This is a genomic window from Xenorhabdus stockiae (genome assembly GCF_002632825.1).
Taxonomy (GTDB): Bacteria; Pseudomonadota; Gammaproteobacteria; order Enterobacterales; family Enterobacteriaceae; genus Xenorhabdus; species Xenorhabdus stockiae.
In genome coordinates, this window is sequence record NZ_NJAJ01000002.1 from 47,455 (window position 1) to 73,840 (window position 26,386).

Consider the following 26,386-nt stretch of genomic DNA (forward strand, 5'->3'; position numbering starts at 1 on the left):
CTGCTGGTATCAGAGGAGAGGACAAATTATCCCCTGGCCCTTGCGGTGGACGATTCAGGGGAGGATTTCGATTTGGTCGCCCAGTCTGTAACCGGGATAGATGCTGAGAGAGTAGTCAATTACTTGCAGACTGCGATCAACGAGTTAATTAACGCGCTGGTTACTGACCCTAGTCAGCTCGTGCAGGAACTACCTGTTTTACCCGAGCCTGAGCGTCAGCAGTTATTGGTCGGATTCAATGACACGCAGACCGATTTCCCACAGGCCACTCTGATCCATGAACTGTTTGAGCAGCAGGTGATACAAACTCCAATAGCCACCGCTATCGTATTCAAAGAGCAGAACCTGAGCTATGACGTACTCAATCGCCGGGCCAACCAACTCGCCCATTATTTAATTAAACTGGGCGTAAAACCGGATGATCGCGTTGCCGTTTGTGTTGAGCGTAGTCCGGACATGGTTGTAGGATTATTGGCTATTCTGAAGGCAGGTGGTGCCTACGTTCCCCTCGATCCGGCCTATCCGCAGGAGCGCCTGAGTTATATGCTTAATGATGCTGCTCCTGTTGTGCTTCTTACTCAATCCGCCCTGACGGAAAAACTGGAGAGTCAATTCCCCACTATCCTGCTTGATGAACCTGTTTTATATGCCCTTGATGATATGCCAGACACAAACCCTGAACGGCGGGCATGTGGGCTTAACTCACGCCATCTGGCCTATGTGATTTACACCTCCGGTTCAACCGGTCAACCGAAGGGCGTTATGATTGAACATCGCAGTCTTTGCAATTTAGCCTTGTATCATCTGGATCTCTTGGTAGTAGAACCAACCGACCGTGTCCTGCAATTTGCTTCACACAGCTTTGATGCCTGTATTTCAGAATGTTTTATGGCTTTGCTGAGTGGTGCCAGTCTCTATCTTGCTGAGCGCGAAGATATCCTGCCCGGTGCTGCTCTGTTAAGAACTTTAGAAACTGATGCCATTACGCATGTGACGCTGTCACCCACTGCATTAGCGGCGATGGATACTCTCCCTACCACATTAAAAACGCTGATCACAGCTGGCGAAGCCTGCCCGCTTTCGCAAGTCAGACGTTGGTCTGATGGACGGAACATGATCAATGGCTATGGACCGACTGAAATTACGGTCTGTGCAACCACTTATCTGTGTAATAGTCAGGACGATATAGCACCGCCTATCGGCAGCCCGATAGCCAATACCCGAATTTATATTCTCGATCCCTCTGGTCAACCTGTCCCTATTGGCGTGGTCGGTGAAATTTATATCGGAGGCATCGGTGTAGCCCGTGGATATCTCAACCGTCCTGAACTGACTGCCGAACGTTTTCTGCCCGATCCATTCTCCACCGAGCCAGAGGCCCGTCTGTACAAAACCGGCGATCTGGGTAGCTGGTTACCGAATGGTAATATTAAATACTTAGGCCGTAATGATTTTCAGGTCAAACTAAGGGGATTCCGCATTGAACTGGGAGAAATCGAGAGTCAGTTATTGCAATGTCCCGGTGTACACGAAGCAGTAGTATTGGCACGTGAAGGAGAAAGTGCTGGCGCGCAGAAGCGGCTGATTGCCTATATCTTACCTCAGCCCGGTGTTGAACTGATTCCGGCTGAATTACGTCAGCAATTAATGCAGCATCTGGCGGAATTTATGCTTCCTAGTGCCTTTGTTATCTTAGAGGCTTTCCCATTAACGCCGAACGGTAAGCTCGACCGCAAGGCGCTGCCTGCGCCGGATGCGTCAGCAGTGATCACCCGAGACTATGAAGCGCCGATAGGTGATGTAGAAATTGCGCTGGCACAAATCTGGCAGGAGTTACTGGGGCTGGAACGGGTCGGCCGTCATGACCATTTCTTTGAACTGGGCGGGCATTCGTTGATCGCGGTCAGCCTGATTGAACGGTTGCGCTGCCGGGGATACGCACTGGATGTACGCAGCATTTTTGCAACTCCATTGCTTTCGGAAATGGCGCAAACAATACACGCACAACAGGATACTTCCGATATTTTTGTTCCCGCCAATCGTATTCCCGATGGTTGCACGGTTATCACCCCGGATATGCTACCGTTGGTGACGCTGTCACAAGAAGAAATTGATATTATTGTTGCCACTGTTCCCGATGGTGCCGCCAATGTACAGGATATCTATCCCCTATCCCCTTTACAGGAAGGTATTCTGTTCCATCACCAGTTACAGGAAAGTGGCGATGCTTACCTGTCAAACAGCATACTGGCTTTTGATACCCGCTCACGTTTGGATACTTTCCTTGCGGCTCTGCAACAGGTCATCGATCGCCATGATATTTTGCGGACGGCTTTTTACTGGCAAGGGTTGAGCCAACCTGTACAGGTGGTCTGGCGACAGGCGAAGTTGTTTGTAATACCGTTCACTCCTACATCAGCCGAGAATATCCCGGCACAATTACAGGCAAACATGCCGTGTCGGTTAGATATCAGTCAAGCTCCGTTGTTCGCGGCCAGTACCACCCATGATCCGGACAGTGACGAATGGCTGTTAACGCTGAATTTCCATCATCTGGTCAGCGACCATGTCACACTGGAATTAATCATGGATGAAATCCAACAAGTCTTACAGGGACGAGAGGGATCCCTGCCTGTGCCACTGCCGTACCGCAACTTTATTGCCCAGACGCTGAGCGTACCCGTTTCAGTGCACGAGAATTACTTCCGTCAGCGACTGGCCGGGATTGATGAACCCACCGCCCCGTTTGGCTTACTGAATGTACAGGGCGACGGGCAGGCTATTACAGAAGCCCGCTTGCCGCTGGATAGCATGCTGGCTGATACCCTGCGCACACTGGCCCGCCAACTGGGTATTAGTCCCGGGGTGTTGTTCCATGTGGCCTGTGCGCAGGTACTGGCCCACACCAGCGGCCGTGATGACGTGGTATTTGGCACGGTATTGTTGGGACGGCTGCAAGGTACAACCGGGGCCGATAAGGTGATGGGGATGTTTATCAATACCCTGCCGATCAGGATATCCCTGAGCACTCAGAATGTACGGGAAGCCGTGCTGACCACGTCGCGGGATTTGGCTGCCTTACTGGAACATGAACAGGCGCCGTTGGCGCTGGCGCAACGGTGCAGCGGAGTGATCCCACCCTTGCCTCTGTTCAGCGTCCTGCTTAATTACCGGCACAATCCGTCAGACTCGGGTGAAAATCCCGGTTGGGCAGGCATACGCGTATTGCAGGCTGAGGAGCGGACGAACTATCCTATTGCCCTCTCCGTGGATGATCATGGGGACGGTTTCACGCTGACTGCTCAGACCGTGGACGGGATTGAGCCGGACAGAATCGTGCATTATCTGTACACTGCCCTCAGTGAGCTGGCTGATGCACTGACCGCTGACGTTCAGCAGCCGGTACTCAGCTTATCCATCCTGCCGGCACCCGAGCGTCAGCAATTACTGGTGGATTTCAACGCCACACAGGTCGATTTTCCGCAGCATGTCCTTATTCATGAGCTGTTTGAACAACAGGTCGCCCGGACACCTGATGCCCTTGCCGTACAATTCGAAGAACATTCCCTGAGTTATGATGCCCTCAATCGTAAAGCTAACCAACTGGCGCATTACCTGATGACGTTGGGCGTCAAACCGGATGTTCGGGTAGCTATCTGTGTTGAACGCAGCTTAGATATGATGGTAGGAATATTGGCAATTCTCAAAGCCGGAGGTGCGTATGTGCCTCTCGACCCGGCTTATCCATCTGAGCGGCTGGCTTATATGCTGGCTGATTCTGAACCCGTGGCCTTACTGACCCAGACAGAGCTGGCGGGCTTATTCAGCCATCTGATCTCCACGGTGCTGCTTGATAGCCAAACATCGCTTTTGGATATCCAGCCTGACCATAATCCCGATACAACCACATTGGGGCTGAATTCACGTCATCTGGCTTATGTCATTTATACCTCCGGCTCCACCGGACAGCCCAAAGGAATTATGGTGACTCACCGCAATGTCATCAATCTGTATACCGGGCTGCAATCGATGGTCGATATCACACCACCGTGTCGCACCGCCCTGAATGCCAGCATTGTATTTGACGCTTCGGTACAGAGCTGGCTGCAATTGCTGGCGGGCCATACACTGGTCATCATTCCGGAGGCTATTCGTGCCAATGGGATACAGCTTTGGCATTATCTGGCGCACCACGCGGTGGATCTGTTTGATTGCACTCCCGTGCAACTGCAATGGCTACTGAATGCGGGGTTAGGTACCGATACAGGTTATCAGCCTCAACAGGTTCTAATCGGGGGAGAGGCCATTTCTCCGGTCTTATGGTCACGCTTGCAACAAATAAAAATGTCGCGTTTTATCAATGTTTACGGCCCAACAGAATGTACCGTTGATACGACTTTTTGTGTGATAGATCATTCACTGCCATCTCCCAGTATCGGTCATCCGATAATCAATGCCCGAATTTATCTTCTCGATGATTATGGGCAGCCTGTGCCCCTTGGCGTCACTGGCGAGATTTATATCGGAGGGGCGGGTGTCGCCCGGGGATACCTGAACCGGCCTGAACTGACCGCAGAGCGGTTTGTGACCGATCCTTTCAGCTCGCAGCCTGATGCCAGAATGTATAAAAGCGGTGATTTAGGGCGCTGGCTACCAGATGGCAATATCGACTATCTGGGGCGTAACGATTTTCAGATCAAACTGCGCGGTTTTCGGATTGAACCGGGTGAGATCGAAGCTCAGCTTGTCCAGTGTTCCGGTGTAAATGAAGCTGTGGTAATAGTGCGTGAAGAGCTTTTGGTAGCTTATCTCCGCCCACATTCCGGTATTGAACTGGTGCCGGCTGAATTACGTCAGCAACTGACTCATCGTTTGACGGAATACATGATCCCCAACGCCTTTGTGATACTGGATACTTTCCCGCTGACTCCCAACGGTAAGCTCGACCGCAAGGCGCTGCCTGCGCCGGATGCGTCAGCAGTGATCACCCGAGACTATGAAGCGCCGATAGGTGATCTAGAAATTGCGCTGGCACAAATCTGGCAGGAGTTACTGGGGCTGGAACGGGTCGGCCGTCATGACCATTTCTTTGAGCTGGGTGGTCATTCGCTTATCGCGGTGCGGTTAATGAACTGCATGAGCAAGCAAGGCATGGCGGTATCACTGACAACATTATTCTCTTACCCGATATTATGTGATCTGGCTCAGGCGATTAATAGTCAGTCAGCTAAACCAAGCTCCCCTCTTGATGCCAATCCGGTGCCTTTAAGGCCTCAGGGTCATTTACCGCCATTATTCCTGATACACGAAACCACAGGTGATCCGCTGGTGTATTCGCGACTGGCAGCTTTGCTGCCAGCCGAACTGCCCGTTTATACATTGCAGGCTATGGGCCTACACACAGTAGAAAATCCACCAGCTTCTATTGAGGAACTTGCCACTTACCATATTGATGCTATTCGCCGGGTTCAGCCGCATGGCCCTTATCGTCTGGCTGGCTGGTCCATCGGAGGAACCATCGCTTACGAGATAGCCCTGCAATTGGTTAGCGATGGTGAAAAAATCGATTACCTTGGCATGATCGATTCTTACAATTTAGATTCTTACAATTTCAGTGACCATGAAACAGACAGACAGAAAGATATCAATCTGTTTATCCAGTCTCTGCATAATTACAGAGAGCAACCTGATGGAGATGATTTGGATAATCTTTATCATTTCCGCGATTGTGAAGCTCTGCAATGGTTGCCTGCGGACGTTAAAAAAGAGGATATTCTCTTCCGTTTGAATACACAGGAACTGATCCTGCAACTTAGTAAAAAATATATTATTTCTGCTTCTTCATTACCCATTCATCTCTATACCTGCGATGATTTAGCGGACGGATTCGACTGTTGGCATGGCTGGCACGATATTGTTGGTGAACATTCTGAACGCCACCCTATTGGCGGAGGGCATTACACCATCATGCAGCCACCCTGGATAAACCATCTGGCCGATTCAATGACTGAGCATTTATTACCGGCTTCTTACTCACCGCACATCATTATTCAACATGGCAATGACTCTGTTTCACCACTTTTCTGTATTCCCGGCGCAGGTGCCAGTATTTCCAGTTTTATTGAGCTGGCATTAGCCCTTCCCCCACAGTTGCCTGTCCACGCTTTGCAGGCTCGTGGCCTGATAAATACAGACCTTCCGCCTTATATCAGTGTGGAAGGTACAGCCCGCGCTTACATTAAGGCAATTCGTCAGGCACAGCCTCATGGCCCCTATTATCTGCTCGGGCACTCTTACGGCGGCTGGCTGGCTTTTGAAATCGCATTACAATTACAAAAGCAAGGGGAAGAGATTGCGGTTCTTACTCTTATTGATTCCGATGGGCCTGAACCACAGGAGAGCACTTCAAAAAACAGCCCCCCTAAGGTTATCGACCGGATTGAAACGTTAATGAGTCTGATTGATATCTACAACATGATGCTGACTCAGCCATTAACGCTAACAAGGCAGGATTTCGAGAATCTGACAGAAGACGAACAGCTCATTCTCTTGCTTCAGGCTTTGATCGATGTAGAGCTATTCCCTGAAAATACAGAGAAATCTTTGTTACAGGGTATCGTTCAGGTTATGCAGGCCAACCTGAACTCAAACTATACCCCCCAAAACTGCTATAACGGCCCCGTTTATTTGATTAATGCTCAGGGGGAGAATATTGATGAAATAGCCACTCGAGAAAATATCTGGCGTCAGTATGTGACTCAGTTAAATACTGAGATCGTGCCCGGTAATCACATGACTATGCTATCCAATCCTCAGGTTAAACAGCTGGCGACGTTGCTGTGGAAAATTCTGCGGGAAAAATTAATGACCGAGATACCGGAGCAGAAATGATGACGCCAACCATTAAACAATCGGCTTACCGGATTTTGTTCACACTTTTAAATCGTTCACGTTGGATCCTGCTCATTGCCATTTTAGCCAGTATCGTTAATGGCATTTCCAACGTTTTCCTTATCACATTGGTTAACAGAATAGTCACCACGTCTGGTAATAGTTATCACTTACTCGCCGGATATTTCTGTATTCTGGCGGTGTTGGCAATTGTCTGTCATATAATGAGCGGGGTGATTTTCGCCAGACTCAGCCAAAATACCATCGCAAGGATGCGTGAGTTTATCTCTGAGCGTATTACCCGTGCTCCTTTTCGCCAGATAGAAATACTGGGCGCTTCCCGTGCCCAGTCTATCATCACCGATGATACAACCAATGTTTCACTGTTGTTTTTCACCTTACCCAATATTGTGACGCAGAGTTCCATTGTGCTGGGCTGTCTGGGCTATCTGGCGTGGCTGTCATGGTCAGTGTTTTTTCTGGTATTAACGGTGATAGTGATTGGCTCACTCGGCTATGCTGTCGGTGGAACCAGCGCACTCGCATCACTAAAAGCAGCAGGTAAGTCACAAGATCGCCTGTTTAATCATTTCAATGCCTTATTTACCGGAGCAAAAGAGCTAAAGTTACATTTTTCACGCGCTCAGGCTTTCTTCACCCATTCACTTGGCCGTGAAATTGGTGCGGTTAGACAGCATCGTATCCGTGCTTTCAGTGTTTATGCCTTTGGTGCCGGCTGGATGTATCTTCTATTTTATATATTTCTCGGGCTGGTTATTTTCGCTCCGGCGGTAATACCGGGACTGAAAGTCACTACAATCGCAGGTTACGTGATTGTCTTTCTGTTTATATTGATGCCGCTGGACAGTCTGCTGAACAGTATTCCATCACTGAATGCGGCTCGCGTATCGCTAAACCGCATCGGTTATGTTCTGTCTGAACTGACTGAGCAGGATCACTTGGACGAGCAGGTTTCTGCCAGCGAATTTGGTAACGCTAATTTACTGCAACTGTCAGGCATTACACACAGCTATTATCGTGAGAAAGAAGACGATATGTTTCAGCTTGGCCCAATCGATATGACGCTTAAACGCGGAGAAATCACTTTTCTGATTGGCGGTAACGGCAGTGGGAAAACGACACTGGCCAAACTGTTAAGCGGGCTGTATACACCGGAAAGCGGCACAATGACTGTTGACGGAAATTTGATTACTGATAGCAACAGAGCTAACTATCGTCAGCTGTTCTCCGCCATTTTCTCGGATTTTCATCTCTTTGAAACACTGATAGGTTTGACTGATACAGATTCAGTACTGGATGCACGAGCGAACGCCCTGCTCGCTAAATTACATTTGGAGCACAAGGTTAAAATTAAGGATGGTTGTTTTTCAACTCGTGAGCTTTCACAAGGGCAACGGAAACGCCTCGCTTTAGTGGTTGCTTATTTGGAAGATCGACCATTCTATCTGTTCGATGAGTGGGCCGCTGATCAGGACCCACTATTTAAAAGTGTATTTTATCAGGAACTATTGCCCGAATTGGCGGCACGCGGTAAAGCTGTACTGGCGATTACTCATGACGACCGTTTTTTCCATTTAGCCGATCATTGCATCAAGCTGGAAAATGGTCAGCTGACCGGGCAGACATCTGATATACACAATGGCGTTACAGAGCATCAATCACTTTGAATTCGATGACAACAACTTCCATGTCCGGTGAAAATGAACCTTCACGTTCAAAGAAACATTGATGTTCCTGTTGCCAGTGCTTCACCGAACGATCTCCCTCGCCTTCTTTCCAGGCGAGTTCAGTTGTCATTTCTGAGAATTTTATGAGGTGTAGCGCCATCACTCTGACAACACAGGCTGGCGTATCTTTGCTGTTCAATACAATGTATTCATTACCAATTAAAATACTGCTGCCACACTGTTTATAGGAGGAAAATGAACAGCTGGTTGCAGTTTTAATTTCTTTGGAGACTAATTCAGCAAGAACGTCCTGTAGTTCAGGAGAATCACCAAACTTCCAGTGTTCTGCTGCCGGATATTTGTTTTTGACCATATTCATCATGTTATGAGATTCCATCGTTACAACTATTATGTGACAACTACTATTAGCGGCAATATTTTCACTTAGGTCTTTGCCATAAGGAAGAAGATCTAGGAATTATATTTGTGTTGCGTAAACTTAAAGCCAAAATGCCCCCAGAAAAAAGTAAAGACAGCTTTTCTAAATGAGAAGTATGTTGGCGATGATCCCACGCCTCTTCTCCTGCCCGCTGCACTTTTACTCCAATTTTATGGTAACACTTATATGCGCTGGCTATTGCCCACGCATGCGCCTATAAAAAAGGTACAAAGCATATCATTAAGGTTGCAAAAGACATCAAGACTACTCAGAACAAAAAACAGAGCAAGTGATAGCAATACGGCGAACGGTATGAGTATTTCTGTTTTTAGAGGGGGACTTGTTACTGGGCAGGTTATGAATATCACTGTTCTGATCGTAATAGCCTGATCTAGTTCACTCGAATCCGGAGACAAAGCCAAACAAAGCCCAGATGGGTTACAGGGTCTTTGCTTAGCATCAAATTTATATTAGTCAGAAACGAGATGGAAGCCACCTCACCAAGTTATAAAATCTTGTTCTATAAAGTGGGTATTGGTGGGACATTTCCGAAAAACTAAATCAGAGGGGAGTAGAAAAAGGTTTTCCTTTTATTTAACAAATGATTGTCAAACTGACAAAAATCACAAAACGAAAGTTCAATATGCTCCTTATTTTTTAATGTGCCAGAGAAAACACCGATAAATACAGAGGAACTTCCTTCGGTGACTATATTTGTTATTGTATGTTTACCCTCTAGCACTACTCTTTCTTTAGAATAAAAATTAAATAAAGACTCCTTGCCTTGAATTGTAGAATAGCCGGGTCGTTCATATACAACATCTTTGGTGACAAGGTTTAAAATTTTATTAAACTCTCTGTTATCAATGAATTCAAAAAATTCGTATACCCATTTACTACGCTTTGCGTTATCACTCATGTATTTTATCTCTCCGTTGTCCTTCGCCTGCTAATTTTTTGATAGTTGTATATTGAAATAAATCTACAAATTCTATAGATAAAGTCGGATAGGACTCTTTCCCTTTATTTAACCTGATGCAAAACATCACCTACTGCATTGAACATCCGGTCAAGGTCTTCAGGTTTAGCATTAAACATTGGGCCGAATTGGAGTCCATCGCCACCAAAGCGGACATAAAAACCGGCTTTCCATAATGCAATTCCAGCTTCAAAAGGACGTATCACGCCATCGCCATTCCGTGGTGCAATTTGGATGGTGCCAATCAACCCACAGTTACGAATATCAACAACGTTAGGGCAATGCCTGAGTTCGTGCAGGATTTTTTCAAAATGAGGCGCTAATTCAGCAGATTGTTGGATCAGATTGTCTTTTTCCAGCAATGTTAATGTTGCCAGACCTGCGGCACAGGCAACAGGATGAGCAGAATAAGTATAGCCATGACTGAATTCAATCATATGCTCAGGAAGAGGTTGTGACATGAATGTGTCGTAGATCTCACTGGAGACAACAGCACCACCAAGAGGGATTGCACCATTTGTGACTTGCTTGGCAAAAGTAAGAATATCCGGAGTGACACCAAAATATTCAGCCCCTGTCCAGCGCCCTAAACGGCCTAATCCGGTAATAACTTCGTCAAAAATAAGCAGGATATTATGTTGAGTACATATTTCCCTTAAACGTTGCAGATAACCCTGTGGCGGAACAATCGCACCGGCAGATCCGGCAATAGGCTCGACAATAACTGCGGCGATATTACTGGCGTCATGAAGTTCTATCAGTTTCAGTAGTTCATCAGCCAGTTCAATGCCGCCAGTTGCCGGAACGCCTTTAGTAAATGCCATATTGCTTTGTAAGGTGTGTGACAGATGGTCAACTTCCATCAACTGACCGAACATCTTGCGATTTCCGCCAATACCGCCAAGACTTGTTCCCCCGATGTTAACACCGTGATAAGCGCGCATTCTGCCAATCATTCTGGTTTTAGTCGGCTGCCCTTTTATCCGCCAGTATGCGCGTGCTATTTTTACTGCTGTATCAACAGATTCAGAACCTGAATTGGTAAAGAATACATGGTTTAAATCACCGGGCATCAGACTGGTGATTTTATCTGCTAACCGAAATGACAGTGGATGAGCGTGCTGGAAACCGGGTGAGTAATCTAATGTACCTAATTGTTCAGAAACGGCCTGGCGAATTTCTGAGCGTGAGTGCCCGGCTCCGCAAGTCCATAAACCAGACAAACTGTCGTAGATGCGGCGACCTTTATCATCCGTCAGCCAGTGGCCATCCGCAGAGACGATCATGCGTGGGTCTTGCTGAAAATGACGATTGGCACTAAACGGCATCCAGTGTGCTTTTAAATTCAGATCTTGGGATGGATTAACATGGAAGGAACGGGTTTGAACGGTATTGCTATCTGACATTTTTTAACTCCTCGCACGAAAATGTAACAAAAAGTCATCACAGTGAGTTTGCAATAAAACGATATTCAAGTTAAATCTTATTTATTGAATCATTAGTTATGAGTTTACTCACGTAAATGAAACCTGCAAACTTTAGGCAAGTAACTGATTTTGATTTGAAATTATTACGTATATTTAAGATCGTTGCAGAATGTGGCAGTTTTTCAGCGGCTGAAAGCCTGCTCGGCATTACTCGTTCAGCAATCAGCCTTCATATGGGGGATTTGGAAAAGCGTTTGGGCATGCGCTTATGCCAACGTGGTCGCGCTGGTTTTTCTCTGACGGATGAAGGGCGGGAAATTCTGCAAGCCAGTGAAACCATGATGGCGTCAATTGAAGAATTTCGTCAGTATGTCAATCAAATACATAAGCAGTTACGGGGAGAATTTAATATCGGCATTATTAATAACCTTGTCACACAACCAATGATGCGGATTACTAACGCGCTGGAACGCCTGCGTTCAGCAAGTGACAATATTCTAATTAATATTAGTATGAGTACTCCAACAGAAATCGAACGAGGTATATTGGATGGAAGATTACAGGTGGGCGCCCTACCTTTTATCACACCATTGTCAGGATTAAATTACTTACCACTCTACAATGAACGGTCATATCTTTATTGTAGTAATACACATGAAGCATTTCTGCTTGCGGATAACTTTGATACTGAACAGTTAAATCAACTGGATGCCGTTATTCCCGGCTATCGTATAAGTACTGAAGCCATGAATCACTATAAGTTGCTGAACAACGCGGCAACAGCATCTGATCGCGAAGGTATCGCATTTTTAATTCTTACCGGTAAGTTCGTGGGATTTCTTCCGGATCACTACGCTCGCATCTGGGTAGAGAAAGGTTTTATGAAGGCACTATTGCCTGAGCAAATTTATTATGATTCTAAAATCTCAATCGTGACACGCAAAGGCAAACGAACTAATGCTATTCTTGGGTTGTTTTTGGAGGAGTTAGGATATTAGGCATTTAATAAAATTGATATTGCCGGTTTAAAAATACATATCAAAAATATCATGTAAATATGATAGGGTTATATTGATGTAAAATATCTTATCCTTATACTTCTGAATAAATTAAATATAGAACTGATATAGCACAATTAAAAAACGAAAATATTCATTTCTCGATCAAATGATGATTTCGAATTCTGAATCCTACATATTCACATTAATTAGGTATATCAAGATGAAATTTAAATATATTCCAATTTATTTCACTTTTCTTTTTTGTTTGTTAAATATCAACGTGTATGCAAATCCTTTGCATGATGCTGTCAATCGGAACGATATAGAAACCGTCAAATCCCTATTGAATGATGATCAAACTTTACTTGATGAGCGTGACGGGCAACAGCGCACTCCTCTCATGCTGGCTACACAGCATAATTATGCTGCGATTGCTATTTTCCTTATCCAAAGCGGTGCAGATGTCAATGCTAAAGATAGACAGCTCGATACTCCTTATTTGCTGGCCGGAGCACAGGGCTACAATAAAATACTCATTGCAACTTTACATCATGGCGCGAACCTGAAAGATACCAACCGTTATGGAGGAACTGCCCTGATCCCCGCCGCCGAAAAAGGGCATCCTGAAACTGTACAGATCCTGCTGGATGCTGGTGTTAACCCTAATCACATTAACAAATTAGGATGGACGGCGTTAATGGAAGCAGTCGTATTAGGCAATGGCTCTTCAGTTTATGTCGACATTATTGATCGGCTAATTAAGGGCGGTGCTGATGTTAACATACCGGATAAAAACGGGGTTACTGCGCTTACTCATGCTCGTCAACGTGGATATAAAGACATCATTAAACTATTGGAAAGTGCTAACGCCAAATAATCAGAGAAAAATTCTTTAACAAAATCAGTAAAAATACAGTAAGATTGGCGCCCAATCGTTAGTATTGATCCGGATCAATAGTTTGTTATCACTTTTTCATCTATCACAGCGCCGAACACCTGCCTGGATTGCCTTATTGGCAATTCTGATGCTGTTCATTGCTCCAGTGGTATCAAAAACACTGGAACATCATCGCGGTGGTATGAAAAATGAAGCATGTCATGGTATGCCAATGCCTGATATGCAAAATAGTCACCATCAATCAGACAGCATGAATCATCATGGTGTTGATCATGTTCATATGGGGCTGATGGATGATATTGCCTGTGGTTATTGCCAGCTATTGATTAACCTGCCGTTATTGTCAGGTTCGTTTATTCCTTTTATCTTGCTGACGCTAACGATTTCCCGGGCACCACCAGCACCCCGCTTTTCTGGCCCGGCTATCCGGCTGTTCTATGGTGAGTCACAACCACGCGCACCACCCCTTAATTAATTAGCTTATCTGTACACTTCGTCTTTCAAGTTGCCTCTTTGTTGGCTGCACTAGCTCACCCCAGTCACATAGTTATCTATGCTCCCTGGGATGATCTCCCTTGCCGCCGCGATGCATCTTGAAATCCATTGTGTATGAATAAATAAATCATCTATTTTCCTTGCCTGAAATTATTTTTACAGGGCAAGTCGGTATTGTTTTAAACAAATTCAAAAACAGGATTTGTGATTAATTAAGGAATATTTTTCATGTCTGCTACACAATTGTTTCGCGCATCGCCTTTGGCTACGGCTTTAGCTATCGCACTCTTTATTCCAAATGGTATGGCTGCCACAAAAGAAAGTGCTGAAGAGACAAAAAATTTAAACTCAGTTCGTGGAAATGTAGCCTATGAAAGTGAATCAGTCATTACCGTAACTGCTCCGGCTGTTTCGCCTTTGAATATTTTTTCCTCACTTAAAACTCCCCGTCAACCTGTTCCCGCTAGTGATGGCTCAGATTACCTGAAAACCATTCCGGGATTCTCTCAGGTGCGTAGTGGTGGAACTAACGGAGATCCGGTATTCCGTGGGATGTTTGGTTCTCGCTTACGGATGTTGATTGATGACGGCGAAGTTATGGGCTCTTGCCCGTCACGGATGGACGCCCCAAGTTCATATATTTCACCAGAAAGTTATGATGTTTTGAGTTTGGTTAAAGGGCCACAGACTGTGCTTTGGGGACCGGGGAACTCCGCAGGAACTATTCGTTTTGAACGCTCCCGCCCACAATTTTCAGAACCGGATGCTAAAGGTAATATCAGCACAGTCGCTGGTTCTAACGGACGCTGGGATGGTAATGCAGACCTGAGTTTCGGCAATCAATATGGTTATATGCGCTTTATCGGTAATAAATCCCGCTCTAATGACTACAAAGACGGTGATGGGTATCGCATTCCTTCCCATTGGAACAAGTGGAATACGGATGTAGCATTGGGTTGGACACCGGATGATAATACCCTGCTGGAGTTAAATGCCGGACAAGGAGATGGAAAGGCTCGCTATGCTGGTCGAGCAATGGATGGTTCGAAATTCAAACGCGAAAGTTTGGGAATGCGCTTTGAAAAATCCAATATCGGCGATGTATTTGACAAATTTGAGACTAATTTTTATTACAACGCCACCACTCATGTAATGGATAACTTATCCCGCCCTTCCCTTACAGCAATGAAAATGGGACATGGTGACAGCCATATGGGACACGGAAATGACCATATGAAAAGTAGCCACATGAATCATGGTAGTCATGGAGGACACGGCAGTCACAGTGGGCATGGTAATGGTATGAAAATGTCTCATCAGGTCGATCGCAAAACTCTGGGCGGACGCATGATGGGTACATGGCTTTGGGAAGATTTCACATTACAAAGCGGTGTGGATATGCAGACAAATACGCATCGTAACCCATCACAAAAAAATGCCCGCTTCCGTGATTATGGTGTTTTTGGCGAACTGAGCTGGGATGCTGACGAACAAAGTAAGGTAATCGGCGGTGCTCGTTTAGATCGCGTTCTGGTGGATAGATATCCTCAAAAAATCGAGGAAAAACAGGAAGAACGAACCGATACTTTACCCGCCGGTTTTGTCCGATATGAACATAACCTGAAAGAAGCTCCGGTGATGTTCTATGCCGGTGTTGGTTATACTGAGCGCTTCCCTGATTTTTGGGAGTTGTTCTGGTCAAAAGGCCGTGTTTTCAATCAACTGAAAACAGAGAAAACAACACAGTTAGATATCGGTGCTCATTATAACGATCAGCATTTGCAAGGCTGGATTTCCACCTATGCAGGTAAAATCGATGACTTTATTCTGTTCCATTATGCCGATCAAAAAGCCGATAACGTTCGTAACATTGATGCCATCATACTGGGTGGAGAAATGGGCGTTGGCTATCATCTGAATGAAAATTGGAAAACCAATGCAAGTCTTGCTTATTCCTGGGCGAGAAATAATTCCAACCATCGTCCATTGCCACAAACTCCACCATTGGAAGCCCGCTTTGGTCTGAACTGGGAGTATGGCGACTGGAGTAGCAACGGTTTATTGCGTCTGGTCAGCAAACAAAACCAGATTGCGATGAATGAAGGTAGTGTGGCTGGAAGAGATTTTGAGCGTAGTGCCGGTTTTGCCGTTTTTTCTGCTAATGCCGCTTATAAGGTGACTAAAAATATGCAGGTCACTGCCGGTGTTGACAATATTTTTAATAAAACCTATAGCGAACACCTCAATCGTGCAGGAAATGATGGCTTTGGTTATTCAGCCAATACGCCTGTTAACGAAGCGGGCCGCACTTATTGGGCCAGATTTAACGTGAAATTCTAATCTCTGACTGACCTCCCGGACTTTGCCCTGAATTAATTCGGGGCAAAGTTTATTTTTCATTTCTTAATGAACTTTTTTACTAAAGTTATCTTTACATCACATTAAGAAATATTTTTTTAAAAAGATTCTTTTAAAAAAAAGAAAATTATCAGACTAATCCTAAATATCTGACTCATTCATTAGCAACCAATGACGCAAAAGCATAGCCAATTGCTCTTGTTGTTCATTCGATAATGCACTCAGCGTCTCTCTTAAGTTTTCTAAATGACTTTCAACCGCTTTATCAATCAGCGCTCTTCCCTCTGAAGTTAAAGAGACTTTGCAACTGCGTCGATCTTTATCATTAGCCGCACGTTCAACTAACCCACGCTGTACCATATGTTCAATACGGGTACTCATTGCGCCTGAAGTTAACATCACTGACTGATACATTTCGGTTGGTGTGATTGGTGTATTATGACGACGTAGTGTCGCAAGAATATCAAACTCAATAGCACTCAGGTCAAAGGTTTTGAATGTAGTCTGTAGTCGCTGTTCAATAATTTTATTCGCCCGGCATAAACGTCCGATAACACCCATCGGTGACGGGTCAAGATCTGGACGTTGTTGTTCCCACTGTATGAGTAAACGGTCAACGTGATCGTACTTCATGTTTTTTCCCTATTCATTTATTTTTGTGAAAAGATACTTGATAAAATTTGTATAGGCTATCACTTTAATGTATCTTTACATAAAGATACTTTTTAAAATGAAGTTTGCGGTTAATTTTTAGCATCTATACCCTATGAATTTCAAGGCGAAGCTAACAAAACGACAACTTGAAAAACGATAGATGAAACTGTAAACAAAGGAAAAATAACACAGGAAACTACAATGCTCCGTAATCTTATGCTTACTGCATTAGCACCAATTGTATGGGGAAGTACTTATGTTATTACTACTGAAATGTTGCCACCTAATACCCCTTTACTTGCCGCAACTCTCAGAGCACTACCTGCCGGAATTTTATTACTGTTAATTTGCCGTACATTTCCGAAGGGAATATGGTGGCTCCGTCTGGCTATTCTCGGGTTATTAAACATCGGTGCCTTTTTTTATTTCCTTTTTATGGCTGCATGGTATCTTCCCGGTGGAACAGCCGCTTTGATTATGTCATGCCAGCCTATTTTTGTTATTCTGCTAAGTACTTTTCTACTCAAAACCCCGCTGACGAAAATGTATATCGCTTCAGCAATTCTCGGAATTATAGGTATTGCACTTCTCGTAACCAATGCAAACACTCGTTTAAACTGGCAGGGAATTATTGCTGGTTTTGCCGGTTGTGGCTGTATGGCATTGGGTGTTGTTTTAACCAAATATTGGAACCGTCCTACTAACTTATCGTTACTAAGCTTCACTGGCTGGCAATTAATGTTAGGTGGAATGATGTTACTACCCGTGGCTATTTTAACTGAGGGAATACCTCACCAGATTACATTAACTAATATCTTCGGCTATGGTTACTTATGTCTTATCGGTGCAGTCTTTTCTTACATTATTTGGTTTAGGGGAATTGAAAAACTACCGGTTGTCACAATATCTTTTTTAGGTTTTATGAGTGCATTATCGGCGTGCATACTTGGCTTTGTTTTTTTAAAACAAACATTTTCTTTCTTCCAATTTATAGGAGCCTGCATCATTATTACTGCGGTTTGGTTTTCTATACCCAGAAATAAGATCCAGACAGCTCCACAATCCTACAACCTTAAAAAGGCAAATTAAAAATAAAAGGAGCAGTACCGTATGAAGTTAACCTTAATCTCTGGTAGTCAGCGTCAGAATTCTAATAGTCAGCGTATAGCCCGTTATTTACAGAAATTGAGTAGTGAATATGGATTTACTGATATCAAATTTCTTGAATTATGTAATGTAGACCTTCCTCTTCATGATGGTTATACAACCGATATATCAGCAGAATCACATCCGTGGCAGGCAGTTGCTCATCATTTAAGAGACAGTGACGCTTTTATTTTTGTCTCTCCTGAATGGCATGGAATGGTACCACCAGCACTGAAAAATTTATTGTTATATTGCTCTGTGACCGAATTAGGACATAAGCCCGCATTATTAACCAGTGTTTCTAGTGGTCCAAATGGAGTTTATCCTATCTCCGAGCTACGTATGACTGGTTTTAAAAATAACCATGTCTGTTTCCTGCCTGATCATTTAATTTTCCGTCAGGCTGGTAATTTAATTTCTCCTGAATTGGTTTGCAGTGATACAGCTTTTGAAAATCGGGTTCACTATACATTGAAGCTACTTAAATCTTATGCCGAAGCTTTGAAACATGTGCGCGACGCTGTTGGTGATGAAATGCAACAGTATCCGTACGGTATGTAAGGAAGTTGTATTATAAGTTTTAAAAATATATTTTCCGTCTTTCAGGTTGCAGCCTTACTGGCTGCAATTATTCATCCCAAGTACCGGTTTTATATCTCCGCATTCTTAGGCATGAAATACCGGCTCCCTGTCTCTTATTTTATCCCTGTATTTGTCGTATCGGGCGATCAAAATTCATACTGCATCAAATGTGCTAAATTTAGTGGAGCGGCTTAGATTATTTCGCTTATCACATTAAAAGCCAGTCATTCTGTAATCCATTGCTAATTTCTATCTAAGAAAACAAAGGAGCTAATTTAATGGCCTGGTTACATGAACTTTTTAGCCTTTCTCCTGAAATTGCACTTTTTCTCGCTTTGGCTGGTGGCACATGGTTGGGGAGGTTCAAACTAGGAGCATTCCAACTGGGTGGTGTAGCCGGCGCACTGGTTGTAGCCGTGTTGATTAGCCAGGTTGGTGTCAGTATCGGCGACGGAATTAAAAATGTCCTATTTGCCCTGTTTATTTATGCTGTCGGCTTTGATAGCGGGCCTAAATTCTTTTCCTCGCTGGGGCGGCAAACGCTACGTGAAGTCGCACTTTCTTTGGTACTGGCAGTGAGTGGGCTGTTGACACTCGTCGTCATGGCAAAACTTTTCTCCCTTGATCAAGGTACCGCTGCGGGTATCGCCGCAGGTGCATTAACACAATCCGCGATCATCGGCACCGCTGGTGCAGCCATTGCTAAGCTTGATCTGGCTCCGGCACAGATACAGCAGTTGCAAGGCAACGTTGCAGTCGGCTACGCAGTGACTTACATCTTCGGTTCCCTTGGTACCATCATTATCTGCGTTAATGTCCTGCCCAAAATAATGAGGCGATCCATTCGGGATGATGCGATGAAAGCCGAGCTGGATTTACTCAAAGGAGCACCTTTATTAGCTGCAGACCAGACGCCTGCTCTACCGGGTATTGTGGGCCGTCTCTATGAGGCCGGACCGGCAAAAAATATACACGTCTCAGAACTGGAAGCGTTAGCTTCCCCACAATTCCCCGTTACGCTGGAAAGGCTCAAGCGTGGAGGAGAAGAAGTTCATGTTACGCCGGATCTTCTCCTTATGGAGAATGATGTTTTACTTCTGGTCGGGCGCCGACAAGGTATTGTCGCTCTGGCTAAGCATCTGGGTAAGGAAGTGCTGACCGAGCACGGGCCATCAATGGTAATGACAACCAGCGAAGCGTTGGTGGTAAACCCGGCCTTTATTAATAAGCGGCTTGCAGAACTCCGCACTCAGGTGGCCCCCGATGTACGTCATGGTATCTATGTCATCAGCATAAAACGTGGAGAAAATATGCTGACCCTTTCTGATGATACGGTCATCAAGCATAACGACGTGATAACGCTGTACGGCAGCGAACAGGATATTCAGCGAGCGATATCACTGGTCGGCGCTTCTCTGGTGAAAAGCATCAAGACAGATTTGCTTTTTCACTGTCTCGGTATTGCCGTTGGCCTGTTAATCGGCCTGCTAATAGTACGTATTGGCTCAGTACCTCTTACGCTGGGAAGTGGCGGTGGCGCACTTCTATCCGGTCTGCTTTTTGGCTGGTATCAGTCGCGTAAGCCACTGAGCGGTAATATACCCAGCGGTGCCTCTTCAATCCTTCGTGATTTGGGGCTGGCCGGTTTTGTGGCCGTAGTAGGACTGCAATCAGGCCTGCAAGCGGTTGAAACTATTCGCTCAAGCGGTATTTCGATTTTTCTTATTGGTGTGGTGGTCACCGTTGTGCCGTTGATGATTACGCTGTTTATCGGACGTTATCTCCTACGCTATGACAATGCCGCCATTTTTGCCGGAGCCTTGTCGGGAACCCGAAGCGCCAATCCCGCTTTTGGTGAAGTTCTCAATAAAGCCGGCAATGCTATACCAACAGCACCTTTTGCTGTGACGTATGGTTTAGCCAACGTGTTCCTGACTTTATTAGGCCCACTCATCGTTGCTATTGCGTAAGCCAATGTAACCTTTACAAGTGGAGTAAACTACATGTCTAAACAACAGGATAAGTATGCTGCTCTCAGTCCTTTTGAACTTAAAGATGCGTTGATCCAATTAGCGTCAAGCAAATCCGGGCGCACGATGCTCAATGCAGGTCGGGGAAATCCGAACTTTCTGGCAACCTTACCGCGCCGGGCGTTTTGGCGTTTAGGTCTATTTGCCACTGCAGAAGCTGAGCTCTCCTATTCTTATTTGCCGCATGATATCGGTGGATTACCCCGGATTGAGGGTATTGAGGCGCGCTTTGATGAGTTTCTGTCAGCAAATCATAACCAACCCGGTATCTCTTTTCTCGCCAGAGCCGTCAGCTACGTTCGTGATCAACTTGGCCTGTCAGCATCTCAATTTCTGCATGAAATGGTTGAGGGAATTCTCGGAGCCAACTACCCAGAACCTCCGCGTATGCAGCGGATTAGTGAGCAGATTACCCGGGAGTACATTGTAAAAGAAATGGTAGGCGGTCTGGTTTCAGCACAAGATGTGGAACTTTTTGCTGTTGAAGGCGGCACAGCAGCAATGACTTATTTGTTCAATAGTCTACGCAATAATGGTCTGGTGAAAGTCGGTGATAAAGTGGCAATAGGCTCCCCCATCTTTACGCCTTATATTGAGATCCCTCAGCTTGAAGATTTTCAGCTTAAGACGGTGATGGTACAGGCGTCACCCAAAAACCGCTGGCAGTATCCCGACAGCGAGCTGGAGAAGTTGTTAGATCCTTCGGTAAAAATATTTTTCTGCGTAAACCCCAGTAACCCGGCTTCCGTTAAAATCGATGAGCATGGTTTGGAAAAACTGGCAGACATTATCCGTCAACGCCCTGATTTGATTATTCTTACCGATGATGTTTATGGCACCTTCGCTAATGATTTTAAATCCCTTTTCGCGACCTGCCCACGGAACACAATTCTGGTTTACTCATTCTCCAAATATTTTGGCGCAACCGGGTGGCGTCTCGGTGTAATTGCGTTACACCGTAACAATATTCTCGAGCAAAAACTGGCTGCTTTACCTGCCAGTGAGAAAAAACGCCTGAATAAGCGTTATGAGTCCCTCACTCCTGATGTCAGTGCCCTGCGCTTCCTTGACCGGGTTGTTGCAGATAGCCGCAGCGTGGCGCTGAATCATACTGCCGGATTATCCACCCCACAGCAGATTCAGATGGTACTGTTTGCTCTGTTTTCCCTGATGGATAGTGATAATGGTTATAAATCCTCTGTAACCAAGATCATTCGTCGGCGTCAGGCGGTGCTCTACCGTGAACTGGGAATTGTTCAGCCCGATGATGAAGAATCCGTTGATTACTATACGCTGCTTGATCTGGAGGAGATATCCCGCCGTATTTATGGCAATTCGTTCGCAACATGGGTGAAGGGTACGGTTGATTCAACTCAGTTCTTGTTTAAAATCGCTGAAGACACCGGCATTGTGATGTTGCCAGGTTCGGGTTTCGGCACCCTGAACCCCGCAGGCAGAATATCGCTTGCCAACCTCAATGAGTATGAATATGCCACTATCGGCAAGGCATTGAAGAGATTGCTTGAGGAATACTTTGTTGTTTTCACAAAAGAGGGAAAACACAAATCAAATATCTCTTCGAGTAAAGTGAATAAAAAAGATCGTTCTAAGATAGATAGTTATTAAATTTAATAGGTAGCTATTAAGTTCGATTTCTATCAAAAGACGGATCTTGGCGGACAGGCTGATACGCCACTCGCCTGCTAACGACGATAGAGTGCAAAACTTTGCACTCTATCGTTCAATGAACTTAGTCATCGTGAAGAAGCTCGGTTCAACGCTCTCAACAAACAAAATGCCACAAAAGCGGCGGCGATGTTATAAAACATACCGCTGACTAATGCATTTTGATACCCCATAAAAGCAGAGACACCTGCAATATCTAATTTCCATTGAACCAGAATACTGACAATAGCAACTCCAAAAGCAGCACCAACTTGCTGTAGCGTAGAAACAACACCCGAAGCCATTCCGGCAAATTTGGTCTGAACAAAAGCCAGCACAATATTAAGTAATGGTGTCATCACAAAACCCTGCCCGTACCCCAAAATTGTCACAACCGGAATGATTAATAGTAAATCAGAGTTAACCTGTAATTGAGCGATAACAACAGCCAAAACAATAAATGAGGCAAAATATAGCAGTGCTCCTGCCACAATAGCCCGATTCCCGAATCGTTTAACCCAGTAAGGCGCAGTGAGTGAAGATAAAACAAATCCAATACTGGCGGGTGCAAAAATTAATCCGGCATCTATGGCAGCAAGACCCAGACCACTTTGTAAAAATAATGCAAAAATAAGAAAGAATGAACTGGACGTGGAATAGATACACAAAACCAATAAGCAGCCTAAGCGGAACTGTCTGTTTTTCAGTAACTCGAAATTAAATAATGGCGTTTTTCCCTGATAGACATAACGCCTTTCATGTCGCACAAATTGTGACAACGCCACTAGTGATAACAAGAGTAGTAACCAACACCATACTGGCCATCCCAAAACAGGGCCGACTAAAAGTGGCGACAATAAAGCAAAAATACCAATACCGGAAAGTGCGACTCCTCCCCAGTCTAACCCTGTTTTTTCCTTCGCCTTACTTTCAGGAATATAACCAGAAAAAATCAGTGCCAGTATCCCGACAGGGATATTAACGAGGAAAATAGATCGCCATTGTAAATCCCAGAAATTAGCCGATATCATCCATCCACCTAAGATTTGCCCTGCGATGGCAGCAAATCCTAAAGTCATACCCAGCAATCCAAATGCCTTGCGTGCATTGTCTCCCTCGAAATTAACACGAATACAAGCATATACCTGTGGAAATAAAAGAGCAGCAGAAAGGCCTTGTAAGAAACGGGCGATAATTAAAGTATTTGCGGTTGGCGCTAAACCACAGAGTAATGATGTGAATGTAAAGGTAAGAATACCAAACTGAAATAACCGCCGTCTGCCAAACAAATCGCCTAAACGACCACCGGTGATCAGTAATAAACCGAACCCAATCTCATAGGTCACAATGACCAGCGTAACCTGAAATATACTTGCCTGTAAGTGGGTCTGAATATTGGTAACGGCAATATTGACAACAAACAAATCAAAAATAGTCACAAATCCAGCCAGTAATAATACGGACAGGGCTAAATAATCCCTTTTAGTCATAATCAAAACCCTCTCGCTATTTGAAATGAAGAGGATTTTAGTTCTCATATTATCCTGTTACAATTTAACCAATTATACTATTACTAAAAGCAATGGGATTGAGCTCAATGTCAAAGTTAAAAAGAACTCGTACTGAATTGGCCAATTTTTTGCGTACTAAAAGAGAAAGTATCAGCCCTGAATCTGTCGGACTACCACACATTGGCCGACGGAGAACATCGGGGTTAAGACGTGAAGAAGTCGCGGCTTTGGCTGGTGTTGGCCTGACATGGTACACATGGTTAGAACAAGGTCGGGAAATTGGAGTATCAGCAACTTTTTTGGATAATATCGCCAGCGTTTTTAAACTCAATTCAGCAGAGCGGCGACATCTCTATTTACTGGCTCATATGCGTGAACCTATTACCACCAGCCAGACGAGAAGTTTTATTTCTCCCCTGATCAAACGATTGATGGGAGATTTATCCCCTCATTTAACGTATGTATTAAATCTATATTGGGAAGTGCTGGAATTTAACCAGCAGGCCGATGAGTATTTTCATTTCAGCCAGATAAAAGATGAGCAACGCAATTTATTATGGCTGTTATTTACCAATAATCATTACCGTGAATTATTACCAAATTGGCAACAGGATGCTTATAAAATGTTAGCCAGTTTCAGACGTGATTACGCAATAGCCTCAAAAGATAGTTATGTTCAGGATCTAGTGAATAAATTACTTAAAATTTCCCCTGATTTTTATGAAATGTGGCATCGGCATGAAATCTATGAACCCTGTAATGGAGTGCGGTCGTTGAGTATTAATCAGCAGATTACTTCTTTTGAGTACACCTCAATGACCATTGATTTAGAAAAATATCTACGTTTAATTGTTTATGCGAAACAAATACCCTCCTCGTAGCGTCATCATTAATATCCAGTGCTCAGACTTACTCTGAGTAAGATGGGCAGGACGAACCAGTGGCACTGCAATGACATTAATGTCACTGGCATTGTTTTTGCGTATGACCCAGCGTTTAATAAATTCAATATTTGAGGAACAAAAACAGTCAATGAAAAAGATTCCAGTACTGGTTGTCACCGCCTTGCTGTTAAGCGGCTGTGCAACACCAAATCGTAACACTATTTCACCAACACCCTCGCAGGTTTGCCATACAGGTGATCCCATGATTCAGACTACGCTCTACTTTGGCCTGAACCGTCCGTCAGGGACGGTGATTACCACTGCCGAGTGGCAAACATTCATCGACCAACAGGTCACGCCACGCTTTAAAGACGGGCTGTCGGTGTTTGATGCTAAGGGACAGTGGTTAGGCAACGATGGCAAACTGGCGCGCGAAAGCAGCAAAGCGTTACTGTTAATCCATACTCCGGGCAAAGAGAGCGAAACAAACATCGAGGCCCTACGCAGCATCTATAAACAGCAGTTTGCGCAAGATTCAGTAATGCGGGTAGATGCACCGGTATGCGTAGCGTTCTGAGAGATATCCCGGCGATGAACCGGGATAAGAGATTCTTAGCGAAGCCTGAATAAATTAGTACAAATTGTCTTTCAGTCGCTGATCTAAGTGAGTATCGTATTCAACATCATCAAACTCACTTTTGCTCAATGCTTTGAGAATATAACCCGGGCTGGGTAAGGCACTACGATCTATCTGAGTTGACGCATCCCATAAACCTGAACGCATAATGGCACGACTACATTGGAAGAAAACTGCATCAACCGTAATTCCGCAATACAGATTGCGGTAAAATATTACGATGGGCAAAACGTTCTAATATTGACGGCGTAACCAGAATTTCTGCCCGACCATTAATACGCAGTGTCTCGCCAATACCCGGAATTAATAGTAACAATGCAACACGATTGTCATGAAGAATATTACGCAGTCTATCAATACGATTATTTCCCCTTCGATCAGGCAAGATTAGCGTCTTTTTATCCTCGATGTGAATAAATCCCGGCTGATCTCCCCGAGGTGAAGCATCCAGCCCGTCTTCACCCGAAGTCGCCAACATGGCAAATGGTGCTGCTTCAATAAATGGCCGATAAGCCGGATGAATATGGTCAGTTTCTTTAAATACAGAAGCCCCTACTGGCTTTCCGTAAATTTGCTCAAGTTCAGTAATATCAGTAACAATTTTATCCATTATGGAATCTATCCTCATATCAACCCGTAATCGGCTCTGTTTTATAGGGTAGGCGTATTTAATTGCGAAAATGCATCACATATTCAGAATGCCCTGTCACCTCATCTTTACCCTCTTCCGCTACATAAAAATCTTGTGACAGGTAAAAATCATAACTGCTTTTATTTTCCTGATAGACGGACAGAGTGAGTTCAGTTCTGCGACTTTTAGCATCCATGATCAATTTCTTACCCACTCCCTGCCTCTGGCTATCAGGTGATACAAAAATTGCAGCTAATATATCATTATGTAACGCATAAAAACCGATGACCTTTTGATTTTGAGTATAGACATACACTTCAGATGCCGGAATATAGATATTCCTCATATTTTCAATCTGGGATTGCCAGAAATCAGCCGCGACGAAATGGTGTGCTTTAATGGATGCCTCCAGCCAGATTGCCAGAACCGTGTCCATATCTTCGCTTAAAAATTTTCTGATCATTATTATT

Annotated in this window: 18 protein-coding genes and 1 pseudogene (1 of these 19 cut by a window edge); 12 read left to right on the plus strand and 7 right to left on the minus strand. The window is 44.7% G+C overall.

What is annotated here, in order from left to right; all coding sequences use genetic code 11:
• Together Xsto_RS21835 and Xsto_RS00785 are read left to right on the plus strand one after the other, a co-directional pair.
• On the plus strand, nucleotides 1-6,891 hold the end of the coding sequence (locus tag Xsto_RS21835; protein WP_099123800.1) for a non-ribosomal peptide synthase/polyketide synthase. 27,186 nt of this gene lie to the left of the window's left edge; only the last 6,891 of its 34,077 coding nucleotides appear in the window; its start codon lies beyond the left edge, outside the window; it ends in the stop codon at nucleotides 6,889-6,891.
• A complete protein-coding gene (locus Xsto_RS00785) occupies nucleotides 6,840-8,579 on the plus strand; it encodes a cyclic peptide export ABC transporter (protein WP_244590311.1) in 1,740 nt (579 codons plus the stop codon). Before Xsto_RS21835 ends, Xsto_RS00785 begins: the two co-directional genes overlap by 52 nt.
• On the opposite strand, the gene Xsto_RS00790 is transcribed toward Xsto_RS00785, so the two are convergent.
• The 3 genes from Xsto_RS00790 to aptA all read right to left on the minus strand — a co-directional run bounded on the left by Xsto_RS00790 (nucleotide 8,557) and on the right by aptA (nucleotide 11,403).
• On the minus strand, nucleotides 8,557-8,961 hold the full coding sequence (locus tag Xsto_RS00790; protein WP_169926568.1) for an ASCH domain-containing protein: 405 nt from the start codon (nucleotides 8,959-8,961) through the stop codon (nucleotides 8,557-8,559). The genes Xsto_RS00785 and Xsto_RS00790 overlap by 23 nt on opposite strands.
• Before the next feature lie 613 nt (nucleotides 8,962-9,574).
• Entirely contained in the window at nucleotides 9,575-9,937 is a 363-nt protein-coding gene (locus Xsto_RS00800) for a nuclear transport factor 2 family protein (protein WP_099111707.1), read from the minus strand.
• Nucleotides 9,938-10,041: 104 nt separating this feature from the next.
• Nucleotides 10,042-11,403, minus strand: coding sequence for an omega-aminotransferase AptA (gene aptA, locus Xsto_RS00805; RefSeq protein ID WP_099123804.1), 1,362 nt, complete (start codon nucleotides 11,401-11,403; stop codon nucleotides 10,042-10,044).
• 155 nt (nucleotides 11,404-11,558) lie between these two features.
• Between aptA and Xsto_RS00810 the strand changes: the two genes are divergently transcribed.
• From Xsto_RS00810 to Xsto_RS00825, 4 genes are all read left to right on the plus strand, one after another.
• Nucleotides 11,559-12,422 (plus strand): LysR family transcriptional regulator, encoded by an 864-nt coding sequence (locus Xsto_RS00810; protein WP_280176237.1) that lies wholly within the window; start codon nucleotides 11,559-11,561, stop codon nucleotides 12,420-12,422.
• A gap of 223 nt (nucleotides 12,423-12,645) precedes the next feature.
• The gene (locus Xsto_RS00815; protein WP_099111704.1) at nucleotides 12,646-13,302 is read left to right on the plus strand and encodes an ankyrin repeat domain-containing protein; all 657 of its coding nucleotides are present in this window, start codon (nucleotides 12,646-12,648) and stop codon (nucleotides 13,300-13,302) included.
• Nucleotides 13,303-13,384: 82 nt separating this feature from the next.
• A complete protein-coding gene (locus Xsto_RS00820; protein WP_228860611.1) occupies nucleotides 13,385-13,798 on the plus strand; it encodes a DUF2946 domain-containing protein in 414 nt (137 codons plus the stop codon).
• 248 nt (nucleotides 13,799-14,046) lie between these two features.
• Nucleotides 14,047-16,158, plus strand: a complete 2,112-nt coding sequence (locus Xsto_RS00825; RefSeq protein ID WP_099123805.1) for a TonB-dependent receptor domain-containing protein — start codon at nucleotides 14,047-14,049, stop codon at nucleotides 16,156-16,158.
• Between the two features lie 159 nt (nucleotides 16,159-16,317).
• Here the strand turns inward: Xsto_RS00825 and Xsto_RS00830 are convergent, their stop codons facing one another.
• Nucleotides 16,318-16,809 (minus strand): MarR family winged helix-turn-helix transcriptional regulator, encoded by a 492-nt coding sequence (locus Xsto_RS00830; RefSeq protein ID WP_099123806.1) that lies wholly within the window; start codon nucleotides 16,807-16,809, stop codon nucleotides 16,318-16,320.
• 222 nt (nucleotides 16,810-17,031) lie between these two features.
• Between Xsto_RS00830 and Xsto_RS00835 the strand changes: the two genes are divergently transcribed.
• From Xsto_RS00835 to Xsto_RS00850, 4 genes are all read left to right on the plus strand, one after another.
• Nucleotides 17,032-17,919 carry an EamA family transporter gene (locus Xsto_RS00835; protein WP_099123807.1) on the plus strand — a complete coding sequence of 296 codons (888 nt, stop codon included), beginning with the start codon at nucleotides 17,032-17,034 and terminating at the stop codon, nucleotides 17,917-17,919.
• Between the two features lie 21 nt (nucleotides 17,920-17,940).
• The gene (locus tag Xsto_RS00840) at nucleotides 17,941-18,537 is read left to right on the plus strand and encodes an NADPH-dependent FMN reductase (protein ID WP_099111700.1); all 597 of its coding nucleotides are present in this window, start codon (nucleotides 17,941-17,943) and stop codon (nucleotides 18,535-18,537) included.
• A gap of 299 nt (nucleotides 18,538-18,836) precedes the next feature.
• Nucleotides 18,837-20,528: an aspartate-alanine antiporter gene (gene aspT / locus Xsto_RS00845; protein ID WP_099123808.1), complete on the plus strand. Its 1,692-nt coding sequence runs from the start codon at nucleotides 18,837-18,839 to the stop codon at nucleotides 20,526-20,528.
• A gap of 33 nt (nucleotides 20,529-20,561) precedes the next feature.
• Entirely contained in the window at nucleotides 20,562-22,214 is a 1,653-nt protein-coding gene (locus Xsto_RS00850; RefSeq protein ID WP_099123809.1) for a bifunctional aspartate transaminase/aspartate 4-decarboxylase, read from the plus strand.
• A gap of 128 nt (nucleotides 22,215-22,342) precedes the next feature.
• Here Xsto_RS00850 and Xsto_RS00855 read toward each other — a convergent pair whose 3' ends face one another.
• A complete protein-coding gene (locus tag Xsto_RS00855) occupies nucleotides 22,343-23,743 on the minus strand; it encodes an MFS transporter (RefSeq protein WP_099123810.1) in 1,401 nt (466 codons plus the stop codon).
• A gap of 107 nt (nucleotides 23,744-23,850) precedes the next feature.
• On the opposite strand from Xsto_RS00855, the gene Xsto_RS00860 reads away from it, so the two are divergent.
• Complete coding sequence (locus Xsto_RS00860; protein WP_099123811.1) at nucleotides 23,851-24,645, plus strand: helix-turn-helix transcriptional regulator; 795 nt, start codon at nucleotides 23,851-23,853, stop codon at nucleotides 24,643-24,645.
• A gap of 151 nt (nucleotides 24,646-24,796) precedes the next feature.
• A complete protein-coding gene (locus Xsto_RS00865; RefSeq protein WP_244590312.1) occupies nucleotides 24,797-25,225 on the plus strand; it encodes a DUF3574 domain-containing protein in 429 nt (142 codons plus the stop codon).
• 54 nt (nucleotides 25,226-25,279) lie between these two features.
• Here the strand turns inward: Xsto_RS00865 and Xsto_RS00870 are convergent.
• Nucleotides 25,280-25,895: pseudogene (locus tag Xsto_RS00870) on the minus strand (pyridoxamine 5'-phosphate oxidase family protein).
• A 58-nt stretch (nucleotides 25,896-25,953) separates the two neighbouring features.
• Nucleotides 25,954-26,379 (minus strand): N-acetyltransferase, encoded by a 426-nt coding sequence (locus Xsto_RS00875; RefSeq protein ID WP_099123812.1) that lies wholly within the window; start codon nucleotides 26,377-26,379, stop codon nucleotides 25,954-25,956.
• Nucleotides 26,380-26,386: the final 7 nt, after the last annotated feature.